This window comes from Paenibacillus sp. GCM10027626, from assembly GCF_042676285.1.
Taxonomy (GTDB): domain Bacteria; phylum Bacillota; class Bacilli; order Paenibacillales; family Paenibacillaceae; genus Paenibacillus_Z.
Genome location: NZ_JBHTHC010000004.1, coordinates 233,344 through 249,087 on the forward strand (window position 1 = coordinate 233,344; position 15,744 = coordinate 249,087).

The 15,744-nt window shown below is 51.5% G+C and carries 11 protein-coding genes; 1 reads left to right on the top strand and 10 read right to left on the bottom strand.

Going from position 1 to position 15,744, the window contains the following annotated elements; all coding sequences use genetic code 11:
• Positions 1–30: 30 nt before the first annotated feature.
• From ACFQ0N_RS10870 to ACFQ0N_RS10880, 3 genes are read right to left on the bottom strand one after another with little or no spacing between them, the layout of a single operon-like run.
• Entirely contained in the window at positions 31–612 is a 582-nt protein-coding gene (locus ACFQ0N_RS10870; protein ID WP_379325767.1) for a GNAT family N-acetyltransferase, read from the bottom strand.
• Positions 609–842: an acyl carrier protein gene (locus ACFQ0N_RS10875; protein WP_379325769.1), complete on the bottom strand. Its 234-nt coding sequence runs from the start codon at positions 840–842 to the stop codon at positions 609–611. The genes ACFQ0N_RS10870 and ACFQ0N_RS10875 overlap by 4 nt, the downstream gene beginning before the upstream one ends.
• Positions 839–2,551 carry an HAD-IIIC family phosphatase gene (locus tag ACFQ0N_RS10880; RefSeq protein ID WP_379325771.1) on the bottom strand — a complete coding sequence of 571 codons (1,713 nt, stop codon included), beginning with the start codon at positions 2,549–2,551 and terminating at the stop codon, positions 839–841. The genes ACFQ0N_RS10875 and ACFQ0N_RS10880 overlap by 4 nt, the downstream gene beginning before the upstream one ends.
• A gap of 240 nt (positions 2,552–2,791) precedes the next feature.
• Here ACFQ0N_RS10880 and ACFQ0N_RS10885 point away from each other — a divergent pair, with 240 nt between their 5' ends.
• Positions 2,792–3,784 (top strand): ketoacyl-ACP synthase III, encoded by a 993-nt coding sequence (locus ACFQ0N_RS10885; RefSeq protein WP_379325773.1) that lies wholly within the window; start codon positions 2,792–2,794, stop codon positions 3,782–3,784.
• A gap of 37 nt (positions 3,785–3,821) precedes the next feature.
• On the opposite strand, the gene ACFQ0N_RS10890 is transcribed toward ACFQ0N_RS10885, so the two are convergent.
• From ACFQ0N_RS10890 to thiO, 7 genes are all read right to left on the bottom strand, one after another.
• Positions 3,822–4,724: a LysR family transcriptional regulator gene (locus ACFQ0N_RS10890; RefSeq protein WP_379325775.1), complete on the bottom strand. Its 903-nt coding sequence runs from the start codon at positions 4,722–4,724 to the stop codon at positions 3,822–3,824.
• Positions 4,725–4,869: 145 nt separating this feature from the next.
• Entirely contained in the window at positions 4,870–5,154 is a 285-nt protein-coding gene (locus ACFQ0N_RS10895) for a hypothetical protein (RefSeq protein WP_379325776.1), read from the bottom strand.
• A complete protein-coding gene (locus ACFQ0N_RS10900) occupies positions 5,151–5,474 on the bottom strand; it encodes an alpha-helical endospore appendage domain-containing protein (RefSeq protein WP_379325777.1) in 324 nt (107 codons plus the stop codon). The genes ACFQ0N_RS10895 and ACFQ0N_RS10900 overlap by 4 nt, the downstream gene beginning before the upstream one ends.
• Before the next feature lie 20 nt (positions 5,475–5,494).
• A complete protein-coding gene (locus tag ACFQ0N_RS10905) occupies positions 5,495–5,806 on the bottom strand; it encodes a nucleoside-diphosphate sugar epimerase (protein WP_379325779.1) in 312 nt (103 codons plus the stop codon).
• A 175-nt stretch (positions 5,807–5,981) separates the two neighbouring features.
• Positions 5,982–6,617, bottom strand: a complete 636-nt coding sequence (locus ACFQ0N_RS10910; protein ID WP_379325781.1) for a spore coat protein — start codon at positions 6,615–6,617, stop codon at positions 5,982–5,984.
• 189 nt (positions 6,618–6,806) lie between these two features.
• The gene (locus ACFQ0N_RS10915; RefSeq protein WP_379325783.1) at positions 6,807–14,402 is read right to left on the bottom strand and encodes a WIAG-tail domain; all 7,596 of its coding nucleotides are present in this window, start codon (positions 14,400–14,402) and stop codon (positions 6,807–6,809) included.
• Positions 14,403–14,604: 202 nt separating this feature from the next.
• Positions 14,605–15,744, bottom strand: coding sequence for a glycine oxidase ThiO (thiO, locus tag ACFQ0N_RS10920; RefSeq protein WP_379325785.1), 1,140 nt, complete (start codon positions 15,742–15,744; stop codon positions 14,605–14,607).

Here is a 15,744-nt window from a genome sequence, read left to right on the forward strand (position 1 = left end):
GACGCGCTGAGGCGATAACCGCCTGATGGCTTAAAGCAACGTTTCCTGAAACATACGCTCGGCGAAAACAGCCGATTTTTCCAGCCGTTTTTGAATAGCCGGCCAAAGTTCTTTATGCGCAGTGTGTATGATGAGGTCATGCTCGACACCCTTAATGGTTAAACCGCCGCGTTCAACACCGGTACGAGGCACCCCGCAGCTATCATGAAATGAAAGAACGCTGCCGTTGTCGGCAACTGTATTCGAATAGACACTTGAAAGTCCCAATATATCGAAAGCGATATGAAACATTAGCCATACACTCGCCGGTGCAGCCGGGATTTTCGGAGAAATTATCCATCGCCCCCAATTGCCGGAGTTATTCACGATATCATAGATGGCAATCGTACCAACCACCGTACCTGAAAGCAGCTCGATACAAAAATAATAATCATTTTCCTGATCAAAATAGCGCTCCAGCCAAGCTTGATGAACTGTGAAATCAGCAGGAAACTCTCCGATATAATCGGTTAATCCCGGCTTCCGGCGCAATTCATAGATAAATGCCGCATCAGTGCGTTCTACCGGTCTTAACCGTACCCCAAATCGTTCCGCAGTAATCGAATGATTCACAATTTCACCTCTAATATTTGGACGATATCATTCAAGCTTTGCATCGCAGCTGCTTCTTTAAAGGAGAACCTCACTTGAAATTCCTCTTCCAGTCGCATAATCAGTTCCATATGTCGAAGGGAATCCCAGTTAGCCGTGTGCTGCCGCTCCGGATTATTCGCATCTAATGATGGTTCGTTCAGTACCTCTGACAAAATCGAATGGATTTGCTCTTGCAGATTAATTCTCATTCGATCACCTCCAATTTCGCCGGATGTTTTATACAATAGGCTGCCACTTGGGCCTGTAATCGAGCTATTTCATAGGGCACCGACTGATCGCCGGCCATCCGTTCCAGCCATTCAAGCGCCGGCTTATTGCGCGTTCCTTGATTATGATCAATCGTAAGCCATTCAACCCCTTTATTCGCCAGACATTGCAATAAATAGTGGAAACAAACCGTTTCAACATCACGCCCTAAAGCTCTGCAGCTAAACACCGTCTCTATAATAACGGCCCGATCTTTTTCAATCCGACAAACAAAGGCCCCTACGATGCCGCTATCCGATAATGCATCGGCCAGATTTACCGTCATCGTAAAGCAGTCACTGGCTTCCATTACTTCGATCGCTTCAAGCTCAGTCATACGACGTAAAGCCAAATTGAATTGATTCGTTTTTTGGCTTAGCTCAAATAGTCTTCCAGCATGCGAACGCTCATTCAGATGAACGCTTATAACCATCTGCAGACTGGCCAAATATTCAGTCTCATCCCCATACTGTTGCCTGCCCTGCTCTCGTAATTGATTGGCCTGTATATCAGCTGTTCTTTTCGCTGCTTCCGTATCTTGATACATCTGATAGAGCCCCGGGTAATGGCACAGCGCCTGCTGTGTATGCGTCCCTTCACGATAAGCGCGCAGCAAGCGAACCTCCGGCAGCCGCGCATGCATCTTGAGCAATTCAGCCGGATTATCGTCAATAAAGAGGATCGCTGAAGGGGAGATATTGAGTCGTTTTGCCGTCTCAGCCATTCTGTCCGGCTTTGGTCGCCAATTCGCACTGACAACTGCAAAATCTTGCCACTGCAGTGGAAAATCGGGGCGATTGTCAAATAAGGCACGTACATCCGCTTCTTCATTGCGGCTGCAAATTGTAAGCATAAAGCCGGATTGCTTCAAGCGCAGGAGCAGCTTCTGCAGCCGATAATGCCCCTCTGTGAGCTCTACGCCATCTATCCCATCTTCGCCAAGCACCCCGCGATATAATGTATCATCCAAATCAAGCGCAATCGCCTTTAATCGCGGCAGATAGAGCGCTGGCAGCAGATGAACCCCCAGATGACGAGCAATGCTCATCGTCGCTTGGGCCGATAGTGGATAGTGACTGATTTGATCATTACGCTCGTCATAAAAAGGATCGGCTATATAATGAGCAAGCTGTGCCAGATCAATCACTTCACACCCGGCAACTGACATGGCCAGTTCAGATAAGCGGACATTCAATTGGCGAAACCATGTACGACTGCCCGTTCTGGAACCGAAAAGGAGCTCCCCTTCTTCCATTTCCTCTGGCCAGTTATTCATCCAGATCGGACGGTCTGTCCCTTTTCTTAACTGCCTTATACGCGTTTCGAGCCATTGAACCGCATCATCCGCACTAATCGAATCCGTATAAATTCGCCAATCCAGCCAGATGATATAACCGTCTGCCGATTTATTCCCGCCAATCAGCGGCAAGGCAGTATCATAATCAGAGTAGCTGAATTGCAGATCAGCCCCCCACAGTCTGCAAAATGAAGGCAGCAAGCGAGCGACAAATTCAAAGGGCATCGTCCGGTCAACCCGGATCTGCAAGGTTTGATGCAGCGGAAGCGCAGGCATTTCGCCAAGCTTGGAGCGGGCTGGAAGCGACACTAGCAATTCGTCTATGGCATCCAGGTAGGTCCATTGACGATCCATGTAACATTCCTCCCTTCCTAACGTCCTGCAGCATATTCTGTCCTTGTCCTGTTCAAACAATGATCTAGCTTTATTTATAGTATGCAAGAGAACTTTTTTTGAATCGGGTGTATACAACTATTTTGGGAGGGTTCATCAGTATGTGTTTTAGTGAAGATCAAGTTGACATTCGGTGTGGATTGCATTACATTTAATTTATTAGCACCTGGTACTAATACCAGATATTAAAGGAGGGTAACCATGCAATCACAACCTTTTCACTCTCGTGCCAGCTTAACTGCATTTGGCACCTACGTCCCCGAACAAGTGCTGGACAATGCGGGGATGGAACGTCTCGTAGAGACAAGTGATGAATGGATCGTACAGCGTACCGGTATTCATGAACGCCGCATTGCAGCATCGACCGAATTTTGCAGCGACCTTTGCTTCGCGGCGGTACGCAATATGCAGGAGCGCTATAATTGCGATTTAAGCGATGTTGATTTCATTCTGGTCGCTACCTCTTCTCCCGACACATACTTCCCTAGCATGGCTGCCCGTATTCAAGGAGAGTTCGGAATTGCACAATGCGGCGCGGCAGATATTCAAGCGGCATGCGCCGGCTTCGTTACAGCGTTGCAATTAGCTAATGGCCTGCTGCTCACTGGCGCTCATCGCAAAATACTTGTGGTGGGGGCGGAGACGCTTTCCAAGATTACAGACTACACCGACCGAACATCTTGCATTTTATTTGGCGATGGAGCCGGGGCAGCATTGCTGGAACAAAGTGCAGAAGGCTGCATACTTGGCTCGTTTGTCTCCACAACCGGCGCAGGAGGGCACCACTTGTACCGTTCCAGTTTGGCCCCGGCGATCAATGGACATCCGATTAAGATGAATGGAAAAATGGTGCAAAATGGCAGAGAGGTTTACAAATGGGCCGTCAGCCAACTGCCGCAAGGAATTGCAGCGCTGCTAGCACGCTGCAATTATAGTGTAGAAGATCTGGATTGGTTTGTGCCTCATTCCGCAAATATGCGCATTGTAGAATCTGTCTGTGAAAAAAGCGGCATCTCACTGGGTAAAACATTAACTAGCGTTGCCGATTACGGCAACACTTCTGCCGCGTCAATTCCGCTTTCACTTGACTTGGCACTCCAGGCTCAGCGAATTAGACGCGGAGATCTTGTCCTGCTGTACGGTTTCGGCGGCGGACTGACTGAAGCGGCGCTGCTCATGCGCTGGACGCTGTAACGCCAATATGAAAATCGGCCAGCCTCGACCAATCATGCTAAGTCACCTCGTCCAGCAACATTCGTCTTAACCGCTCTGCGGCAGAAGATAACGGAATGTCTTTTAACGTAATAATGCCTGCTTTTCGAGGTGGAAGCGGCTGCGATAGCTCCACCTCGAACAATTGGCCGCTGGCCAGCTCATCGGCAACAAAACGGCGCACAACACAAGCAACGCCAAATCCCGCTTTGGCAAAATCAGCTAACAAATCGAGACTGCCAAGCTCAATTTCGGGCCTGAGCTGGGTCTCAAATTGGGCGGCTACTGAATCGACATAAGCCCTTGTATTACTTCCGCGCTCTAGCATTAGCAATGGATGCTCGGATAGTTCATGCCATGTAACAGGCGCAGTAATGAGGCGGCGGAAATTTTTTCCCGCTACAAAACAATCCTGCAGCTCCACTGATTCATCTACTGAAATTCTTTTGTCGGCCTGATAAGGCAAATTAATAATCCCTAAATCAATCTTTCCTTCCTTCAGCAAAGCTACTGTCTCTGGCGTCGTCCGATTCGTCACATGAACGCGAATTGCCGAATATCGTTTATGGTACACGCTCAAATGAGGCAACAGAACATGCTTGCACAACGTATCACTCGCCCCAATGCGAATTTCACCATCCAGCAACTGCTGCATGTCGGCCATCTTCCGTTCCCCATTACGAATGTAATGGTAAGCCTGTTCAATGTAACGAAATAATTCTTCTCCTTCAGCCGTCAGCTTGACCCCTTTGGGCATGCGGAAAAACAATCTGCCGCCCAGTCTTTCCTCCAGCTGTTTGATCGAATGGGATACAGCCGGCTGAGTAATAAACAATTGCTCTGCCGCTTTCGATAAGCTGCCTGTAACGGCTGTGACATAAAATACTCGGTACAATTCTAGATTTTGAATCGGATAGTACATCCGTATAAACCTCACTTATATGTACGATGATGGTCATTGCTATTATTTATAGTATAACAATGACACAGCGCCGTTGCGAGTCCGTACCATTTCATATCATGAAACAGATTCGAACGGCGGCTTTTTAGACGTAGGATTCTGTGGTTCACTGCTCCTTGTTCTTGTATACTTCCACGGCTTCCAGCAGCCAGGGCTTGCTCGGTTTTCCATACATCTGTTTTCGGAGCGGAACGCCGGCAATCATTTCCGCCATCGTTTGCTGCATATTTGCTAATACACGAATATTTTCACCTATTGCCTGCTCTAAAAGCGGAAGACGCTCGGCCGAATCAGCCACGCAGTTTAATATGCGCGCCATAGCCTGCTGACTCTGAGCAATTGCCCGTATCATTTCAACACGTGCCTCCTGCTCCTTCTTCCGCCAGCTCACTCCTGCTGCTCTCCTTCAGTAAAATCAAACTGCCCTCCAACCGGTTGCTGATCATGCCGAAGCGCAGCACGCAGTACATTAGCCATGCCTTGATTCAATTTTGCCAAGCCGTCAATGACTTCAATCAATTGATCATGTACACCCATTGTTTCACGCAGTTGTACTTGTTGTTCACCAAGCGATCCTGCCGCAACATGATTACAAATCCAATTTCGCACTTTTTCGGTCTCGAGTGCCTTCGCTTCTAGTATAAAAGCGATATTTTGCTGCATTGTAACAGAAGCATCAAGCATCCTGCCATATGCTCTCTCCCGCCCCATTCCTCATCTCCCCTCCCCGCCTATTCCTCTTCCTCTTCCTCTTTCTCTTTCTCTTCCTCTTCGCCAGTCTCAGTCATGATAGCGTGGATTGTAGTAGCGATCGTCTCCTGTAAATCCGCAATGCTGTTCAAATAAGCCACGACACTGGCCGTAACCGTCTGCGAGCTGCTCATTAAGCCAGCCATCCCGCCGAAATCCGGATTTTGATCAGGCAATATGTGCACCATCTGTGCCATTCGTACAGCGACACTGCGCTTTGCTTCCAACACCCGTGCCATTTGTTCATGTGAGGATGACATGTGCTCGATCAATTCAGTTACCGAATGCTGCATATTTTCCCCTCCCCCGTCGTTACTATCATATGCGGCGTAGTTCCATATGTTACTGGATTCCCTTGCACATCGCTTTATGCACAAAAAAGCAGCCTGTTTGGATTGCTTTACAGCTCGCAAACAGGCTACACGATTTATTTTACGGTCAGTTTCTCAGCTACGATCTGTTGTTCCGTTAATGAAGTGCGGCACCTTTGTTAGGCTGCGGCATTTGCGGAGTTCCAGTAGCCGGTGCAAACGAATTAACCATTTGCTGCATATCAGCTTGAGCCAATTGCGGAACTTGATAATAAGCTCTTTTATTTTGGTACATAAAAAGCTCATAGGACATCTCAATAAAATTTTGCACTTGAGCAGCCAATACACGTCGCACAACAGGGTTTGTTGTTTCAAGAGCAGACATTGTCAGCAGTGAACAATGAGACTTGACTAAGCCTTGCATTGCTGCGCAAACACCGGCATCATTAATTTCTGAAATGGACTGCATCGGTTTTTTTGGCTGGCTTGGTTTGAGACCGTATACCGGAGGGAGGACTTCATTTATCAGGTATGTAGATGTTTTTTGACTTGGTTCCTGCCCGGTTTTAAAACATTCAGCTGTCACATTGTACTGTGATTGCATGAATTGGTATTGTTTGTCCAGAATTTTAAGCAACTCCTGATCCTGTACATACTGCCTTAACATCATATACTGATCCATTGCATTAATGGCACAACCCAATACCTCATGTACATCAAAAAGCTCATGCCCGCCATGATTCATGTTCATCGCGCCTTGTGTAGCATTTGTCGGTGAAACTTGCTGTTGCATTACCGCATCTCCTTTAAAGTAATCTTATTTTTGTAACGATTTTAATATGGATTATTAAAGATGCAATTATTCACCAGTCTGTACTTTATCAGCCTTTGTAAGGACTAATATTGATTTAAACGCATATACCCTCTCTGACAAAAACTCCTGACACGGCTTGAATGCTGTATCAGGAGTTTTATTGTAATCCTATTTACTTCCAATCACGATCCAGTTCACAATACCTTTCGGCTCTGGTCCTATCCGTGTCCGAACGATGAGCAGTCGAACTTCGTGAAACGATTTTTCTTTAATAACTGCATAACAGGATGGATGATCAGTAGTGGCAACAAAAGAATAACGATCATTCAAAAACGGCTCTTCGAATTTCACCGTTACCTCGCATTGCTCACCCTGTTCTATAAAGTCATACGGAATCAGTCCAAACTGCAGAGCGGCAGAGGTTGTCGCTTGTACCGGGGCAAAATCCAGCTTTTCCACTCCGACACTTCGATTTTGCAAGCTATACCCGCTCACAGAATCGAGGAAAACGTCCGGGGCCAAGTGTTCAAAGGTAATCGTACCGGGAGCAATTTTCCCCGCTGTTACAGCACCCTCAGCTATTTTATCAGATGTAACAGCCCCAGTTATCAAATGTTTCTCCGTCACGCTCCCTGCTGCCAGCTTCGCTCCAGTTACCGCGTCATCTCGCAGCGCTTCGCTTCCTACTGATCCTTCGGACAGCTTTGCTTCGGTCACTGATCCATCGCGCAGTGCTTCGTCTCCCACTGATCCCGGCGCTAACTTTGCTTCCGTCACCGCTGCATCTCGCAGCGCTTCACTTCCCACTGATCTTACGGACAGCTTCGCTCTGGTCACCGAGCCGTCGCGAAGCGCTTCGCTCCCCACTGATCCTTCGGACAGCTTCGCTTCCGTCACCGATCCGTCGCGCAGTGCTTCGCTTCCCACTGATCCTGTCGACAGCTTCGCTTCGGTCACCGACCCGTCGCGCAGCGCTTCACTTCCCACTGATCCTGCTGACAGCTTCGCTTCGGTCACCGACCCGTCGCGCAGCGCTTCGCTCCCCACTGATCCTGCTGACAGCTTCGCTTCGGTAACCGCTCCGTCGCGCAGCGCTTCACTTCCCACTGATCCTGCTGACAGCTTCGCTTCGGTCACCGACCCGTCGCGCAGCGCTTCACTTCCCACTGATCCTGCTGACAGCTTCGCTTCGGTCACCGACCCGTCGCGCAGTGCCTCGTCTCCCACTGACCCTGCCGCTAACTTTGCTTCGGTCACCGAGCCATCGCGAAGCGCATCACTTCCTACTGATCCTACGGACAGCTTCGCTTCCGTCACCGACCCGTCGCGCAGTGCCTCGTCTCCCACTGACCCTGCCGCTAACTTTGCTTCGGTCACCGATCCGTCGCGAAGCGCTTCGTCTCCCACTGATCCTGGCGCTAACTTTGCTTCGGTCACCGAGCCATCGAGTAGTACTTCACTTCCCACTGATCCTGACGCTAACTTTGCTTCGGTCACCGATCCGTCGCGAAGCGCTTCGTCTCCCACTGATCCTGGCGCTAACTTTGCTTCGGTCACCGAGCCATCACGTAGTACTTCACTTCCCACTGATCCTGACGCTAACTTTGCTTCGGTCACTGCTCCGTCGCGCAGCGCTTCACTTCCGACTGCGCCTGACGATAACTTTGCTTCGGTCACCGAGCCATCGCGAAGCGCATCACTTCCGACTGCACCTGCTGCTAACTTTGTTTCGGTCACCGATCCGTCGCGCAGCGCTTCGTTCCCCACTGATCCTGCTGCTAACTTCGCTTCGGTCACTGCTCCATCGCGCAGTGCTTCGCTTCCTACTGATCCTGCAGCTAGCTTCGCTTCGGTCACTGCTCCGTCGACTATTGCTTCGCTTCCCACTGCATCTGTTGACAGCTTCGCTCTAGTTACGGCGCCATCCCGCAGTGCTTCGCTTCCCAACGCGCCTATGGACAGCTTCGCTTCCGTCACTGAGCCGTCACGCAGCGCTTCGCTTCCTACTGATCCTGCAGCTAGCTTCGTTTCGGTCACTGCTCCGTCGACTATCGCTTCGCTTCCCACTGCATCTGCTGACAGCTTCGCTCTAGTTACGGCACCATCGCGCAGTGCTTCACTTCCCAACGCGCCTATGGATAGCTTTGCTTCCGTCACTGAGCCATCTTGCAGTGCCTCATTTCCTACTGATCCTGCAGCTAGCTTCGCTTCGGTCACTGCTCCGTCGACTATCGCTTCGCTTCCCACTGCATCTGCTGACAGCTTCGCTCTAGTTACGGCACCATCGCGCAGTGCTTCACTTCCCAACGCGCCTATGGACAGCTTTGCTTCCGTCACTGAGCCATCTTGCAGTGCCTCATTTCCCACTGATCCTGCAGCTAGCTTCGCTTCGGTCACTGCTCCGTCGACTATCGCTTCGCTTCCCACTGCATCTGCTGCCAGCTTCGCTCTAGTTATCGCACCATCGCGCAGTGCTTCACTTCCCAACGCACCTATGGACAGCTTCGCTTCCGTAACCGAGCCGTCACGCAGCGCTTCGCTTCCTACTGATCCTACAGCTAGCTTCGCTTCGGTCACTGCTCCGTCGACTATCGCTTCGCTTCCCACTGCATCTGCTGCCAGCTTCGCTCTAGTTACGGCACCATCGCGCAGTGCTTCACTTCCCAACGCACCTATGGACAGCTTCGCTTCCGTAACCGAGCCGTCACGCAGCGCTTCGCTTCCTACTGATCCTACAGCTAGCTTTGCTTCGGTCACTGCTCCGTCGACTATCGCTTCGCTTCCCACTGCATCTGCTGACAGTTTCGCTCTAGTTACCGCGCCAGTGCGCAGCGCGTCACTTCCCACTGATTCTGCTGCTAACTTTGCTTCGGTCACCGATCCATCGCGCAGCGCTTCACTTCCTACTGCACCTGCTGCCAGCTTTGCTTCGGTCACCGATCCGTCGCACAGTGCTTCACTTCCTACCGCACCTGCTGCTAACTTTGTTTCAGTCACCGATCCGTCGCGCAGCGCTTCGCTTCCCACTGATTCTGACGCTAACTTCGCTTCGGTCACTGCTCCGTCCCGCAGCGCTTCACTTCCGACTGCACCTGCTGCTAACTTTGTTTCGGTCACCGATCCGTCGCGCAGCGCTTCACTTCCTACCGCACCTGCTGCTAACTTTGTTTCAGTCACCGATCCGTCGCGCAGCGCTTCGTTCCCGACTGATCCTGCTGCTAACTTCGCTTCGGTCACTGCTCCGTCGACCAGCGCTTCGCTTCCCACTGACCTCGATGCCAGCTTCGTTTCAGTCACTGCTCCGTCCACTAGCGCTTCGTTCCCTACTGATCCCATTGCTAATTTCGCTTCGCTTACTGCTCCGTCGACCAGCGCTTCGTTCCCTACTGATCCCATTGCTAATTTCGCTTCGGTTACTGCTCCGTCGACCAGCGCTTCGTTCCCCACTGATCCCATTGCTAATTTCGCTTCGGTTACTGCTCCGTCGACCAGCGCTTCACTTCCCACTGACCCTGCTGCTAACTTTGCTTCAGTCACCGCGCCTTCTCGCAGCGCTTCGCTTCCCACTGATCCGGCTGCTAACTTTGCTGCGGTCACCGAGCCGTCGCGCAGCGCTTCGCTTCCCACTGATCCTGCTGACAGCTTCGCTTCTGTCACTGCACCGTCGACCAGCGCTTCACTACCCACTGACCCGGTTGCTAACTTTGCTTCAGTCACCGCACCTTCTCGCAGCGCTTCGCTTCCCACTGATCCTGTTGACAGCTTCGCTTCGGTCACTGCACCATCCATCAGCGCTTCGCTTCCTACTGATTCTGCCGCTAACTTCGCTTCCGTCACCGCACCGTCGCGCAGCGCTTCACTTCCTACCGCACCTGCTGCTAACTTGGCTTCGGTCACCAAGCCGTCCATTAGCGCTTCACTTCCTACTGAGCCTGCTGCCAGCTTCCCTTCAGTCACCGCGCCGTCGCGCAGCGCTTCACTTCCCACCGATCCTGCTGCCAGCTTCCCTTCGGTCACTGCGCCTTCGATCAGCGCTTCACTTCCTACTGATCCTGCTGCCAACTTCCCTTCAGCCACCGCGCCGTCGCGCAGCGCTTCACTTCCCACTGATCCTGCTGCCAGCTTCCCTTCGGTCACTGCGCCCTCAATCAGAGCTTCACTTCCTACTGAACCTGCCGCTAGCTTCCCTTCGGTCACCGCTCCGTCCACTAGCGCTTCAGTTCCCACTGATCCTGCTGCTAACTTCCCTTCGATCACCGCTCCGTCCACTAGCGCTTCGCTTCCCACTGATCTTGCCGCTAGCTTAGCTTCGGTCACCGAGCCGTCACGCAGCGCTTCACTTCCCACTGATCCCGCTGCTAACTTCGCCGCGGTCACCGAACCTTCGGACAGCTTCGTTTCAGTCACCGCGCCGTCGCACAGCGCTTCGCTTCCCACTGATCCTGCTGCCAGCTTCGCTTCGGTCACTGCTCCGTCGCGCAGCGCTTCGTTCCCTACTGCTCCTGCTGCTAGCTTCCCTTCAGTCACCGAGCCCGCTGCCAGCTTTGTTTCGGTCACGGATCCTGCTGCCAACTTCGCTCTAGTTATCACTCCGTCGCGGAGCGATCCGCCTCCCAATGCGCCTATTGCCAGCTTCGCTTCAGTCACTGCACCGTCGCTCAGTGCTTCGCTTCCCACGGCTCCTGCTGCCAGCTTCGCTTCGGTCACTGCGCCGTCACGCAACGCTTCACTTCCTACTGCGCCGATGGACAGTTTTGCTTCAGTCACCGCTCCTGCCGCAAGCTTCGCTTCGGTCACAGCGCCATCGACCAACCCTTCGCTTCCTACTGCGTCTGCGGACAACTTTGTTCTAGTTACCGCTCCATCGCGCAGCGCCTCGCTTCCCACTGCGCCTGTGGACAGCTTCGCTCTAGTAACAGCTCCATCGCTTAGTGCATCGCTTCCCACCGCACCTATAGACAACTTTGCTTCTGTCACTGCTCCGTCGCACAACGTCTCGCTTCCCACCGCTCCTGCGGACAGCTTCGTTTCAGTCACCGCGCCATCGGCTAATGCTTCGCTCCCTACTGCGTCTGCGGACAGCTTCGCTCTAGTCACCGCTCCATCACGCAGCGCCTCACTTCCCACCGCTCCTGCTGCCAGCTTCGTTTCGGTCACCACGCCATCGACTAACGCTTCGCTTCCTACAGCGTCTACGGACAACTTCGCTCTAGTTACCCCGCCATCGCGCAGAGCTTCGCTCCCCACTGCACCTGTGGACAGCTTCGCTTCGGTCACCGCTCCGTCTCGCAGCGTGTTACTTCCTACTGCTCCTGCGGATAGCTTCGCTTCAGTTATCGCACCGTCGCGCAGCGCTTCACTTCCTACTGCTCCTATAGATAGCTTCGCTTCGGTTACCGCACCGTCGCACAGTGCTTTGCTATTGACGGAACCTGTGTGTAAATGAGTCTCAGTTATTGCACCTTTGCCAATATGACGACTGTGAATAGATCCCTCCTGCAGATGCTTCCCTGCAATCGTTTCAGCAATAAGATGCTCGCCGTTTACTGTCTGTATAGCAATTTTCGCACCGGTTACCGCTTCATCGGCAAGCTGGTGCGACCCTACTGAGCCAATTTGCAGCTTGGAACTGCTAACGCTGCCTTCCGCCAGCTTCTCGTTCGATATAATCCCGTCGCATAGATGCCACTCACCGATGCTTTTAGCGGCAAGATGGATGCCATGAACTGCCTCGACCGCAATTGCGTTGCTCCCGACCGCTTGAGATGCTATTTTATTTTCAGTCACACTTTCATTTGCAAGCTTCCCGGTCGTAACCGCCTCATCTGTCATTTTATCTGTTGAAACACTTTCTGGCGACAGTTTCAGTGAATTAACGGCATAATCCGCCAAATGATAAGAATTTACTATCCCGGGTGCAAGATGACGTTCATTGACCGCACCACTGGAAAGATGATGCCCTTCTACAGCTTCTTCCTGCAACGCAGCGGCATCTATCGCACCTCTTGCAAAGTGCTTCGATTCAAGCTGGCCTGGCTGTACATGCTCCGCAGTAATCGACCCAGGCGAGATTGCCTTTGCTGTAACTGAATTGGCAGACAAATGGTGAGCCTGGATCGCTTCGGCTGTTAGTTTATTCGAGTTGACGGAGGCGGCGGCCAGATGTTTCGATTCTACCGCATTCTCAACCAGTTTCTCCGGGCCAACACTCTGATCAGCAATTTTGCTCCCCGTTACTGCATGATCAGCCAGCTGTTCCTTTCCAACCGCTCCCTTACTGATATGGCTTTGCTGTATCGCTAATTTTTCAATTTTTTGTCCGTTTACAGAACGATTTGCCAAATGCTTGCCAAGAACAGATTGTTCTGTCAAATGATCTGGCTGAATGAAATCTTTGGTCAGATGCCGCGATTCGATACTTCCGTCGGCTATTTTGTCTCCTCCTATACTTTTTCTTCCAATATGACGGTTCTGTACCGCCCCATCTGCCAGCTTCATGCTGGTAATGCTCTGATCGGCGATTTTCGACGCAGTCACAGCTTGCTCAACCAGTTTAATCGTCGTTACGGAGTTATCGGCAAATTTTTGCGATGTAACCGCATTGTCTACTAAATGTCCGGTCTGAATTTCATTGGAGGCGATATGATTTCCATGTATCGCTTCCTTCTGGATCTTAGATGAACTTATTGCCTTCTCCGCAATCTTCTCTTCTCCAACAGATTCGGCCAGCAGTTCCCGCGCCCCTACTGCTCCGGCTGACAAATGTTCAGATCTAATCTCACCAGGCGTTATATGCCTTCCTTGAAGTATACCTGCCGGAAAATGTTCAGCAGATAATAGACCTGGTTTTAAATGAAAAGAATGAACGGCTTCGAAACCAATTTTTTCAGAAGTAATGGATTGATCACGCAATTTAGACGTTATTACGGCATGATCGGCCAACTTCGCTGTGTTAACAGCATCATTGGCGATATGTTCCGAGCGTACAGCGCTACTCTTGATTTTGCTTGATGACACGATCTGATCTGCCAACAAATCACTTGTTATGATAAACGGCTTCAAATGTTTTGCTTCGATGGAAGCCTCCGCAAATTTATCACTACTAATTATACGGTCAGCCAATTTATCCGATGTGATACTTCCATCTTTCAGTTTCGAACCCGAAATAGAACGATCCGTCAATTTGGAGCCGGAAATCGCATTACGTGCCAAATGCTCGCCTATAATAGCATTCGGGGCAATTTTCAAAGTTGTTATTGCTCCATCGGCAATTTTAATACTTTCCACAGCAAAATCGGCGATCTTCTCTGTTTCGACCGCTCCATTTCCTAAGCGTGCTGAATCGATTGCCCCTGGAGCAATTTTTTCCGTTAATATTGCTTCATTGACAAGATCATCCGTGTAAATAAACGGAACTTGCTGTTCCGGAAGTCTTCTTTCTGCACTGTATGCGTCTTTAACTTGCTGCTCGATCAGGGCTGGCGCTACAGTCACTTCCGTCTGCGGTTCAAGTTCTTCTAAATCGTCGCTTAGTTCCTCATCAGCTTGTTCTACGACTACGACTGCGGCTGCATTCGTAAACGCATGATCAGCGTCTGCTTCCGATACTTCTGACGAAGACGCTGAAGTTTCCGTCTCTTCAGCGATACTCTGTACCTGCATCTTCTCATTATCAAGAAACTTTATTTCCGATGTATGCGGATTATCCACATAAAATAACGGTTTCCGTCCTCTAAGACGCTTTCCTTTCTTTTTCCTGATCATAGCGTTCTCCTTCTTTGTGGAATGATACCTTAGCATATGCACATCCCTGTAGGCAGGACACTATATAAGGAAATTGTAATACAAAAAAAGAAGGGCGTAATGCCAGCTTATGCCCGCATCGTCTGGATTCCTCTCGTCAAAGTAGCATCGTTAGCCCGAATCCGATCCTGCTATCGTCATCAGCAAGCGCGGGGGTACAGCGTTATTTGCCATCGCCTGTCGCCCCCGCAGTAAATCGATCGGGAGCAAACGGCGCCAGCGGGACCCGCGCCGCGTGTGCATGCCCGCTCAGCAAATCGCCGACAAGCCTGGCCGTTACCGGACTAAGTAAAATGCCGTTCCGATAATGTCCGGCCGCTATAATAATATGGGAATGCGCCGGAAGCTCTCCAATCAACGGCCAGCCATCGCGTGTGGCCGGTCGCAAGCCTGCCCAGCGCCGAATTGTCGGCCGTCCGGCGAGATATGGAAACAGCCGCTCGCCCCATCGCACCAGACGGCCGATTCCTTTATCCGTCACCGCCGTACTGTAGCCTGCAACATCTTCAGACGCTCCGCACACCAGCGTCCCGTTCCTCTTGCCGACCCAATACGCTTGACTGGAAAAGATCATATGGTGGGTATAACCGAATGGCACCTCATACGCGCAAATTTGACCGCGGATCGGGTGAATCGGAATCGGGAGTCCAAGCTCATCGGCTAATTGGCATGCCCAGGCTCCTGTACAAACGACCAAACGGTCGCCATGCCACTCCCCTTTTTTGCTCGTGCGCACTACCGGTCCGCTTGCGTCAATCGCCACTTCTCCCGCATGATCGACTAGCTCCACGCCAAGTTTGCGGCACGCTTCCTCCAATGCCGCAACCATTCTGGGCGCATTCACATGCCGTTCCGCCGGATTGTACAAGGCAGCCACCGCTTTATCGGTCAAAAGCGGCTCCATCGCCCGCAGCCGCTTGCCTTGCTCAATCAACTCGACATCGCTCGCCCCGTAAGCCGACTGCCATGCCATGCGGGTCTTAAGCGGAAGCAAATCAGCTTCATGAAGGGCTACAGTCAGACTGCCGGTAGCCAGCAGCTCCGGATTGATGCCGGATACCGACTCAATTCGCTTCACCCATTCCGGATATTGCCGCAGGCTTTCCTGGCAAAGCTGAAAAAAAGGATCGGGCTGTTCCGGATTTTCGGTATACGGTGCCAGCATGCCGGCCGCCGCGCCCGAAGCTTGACCGCCGAACGATGCCTGTTCGATGACCGTCACCTGAAACCCCCGCTGCACAGCTTCGAAGGCGCAGGATAAGCCGATCACGCCGCCGCCCAGCACAATAATGCGCCCTGCCAT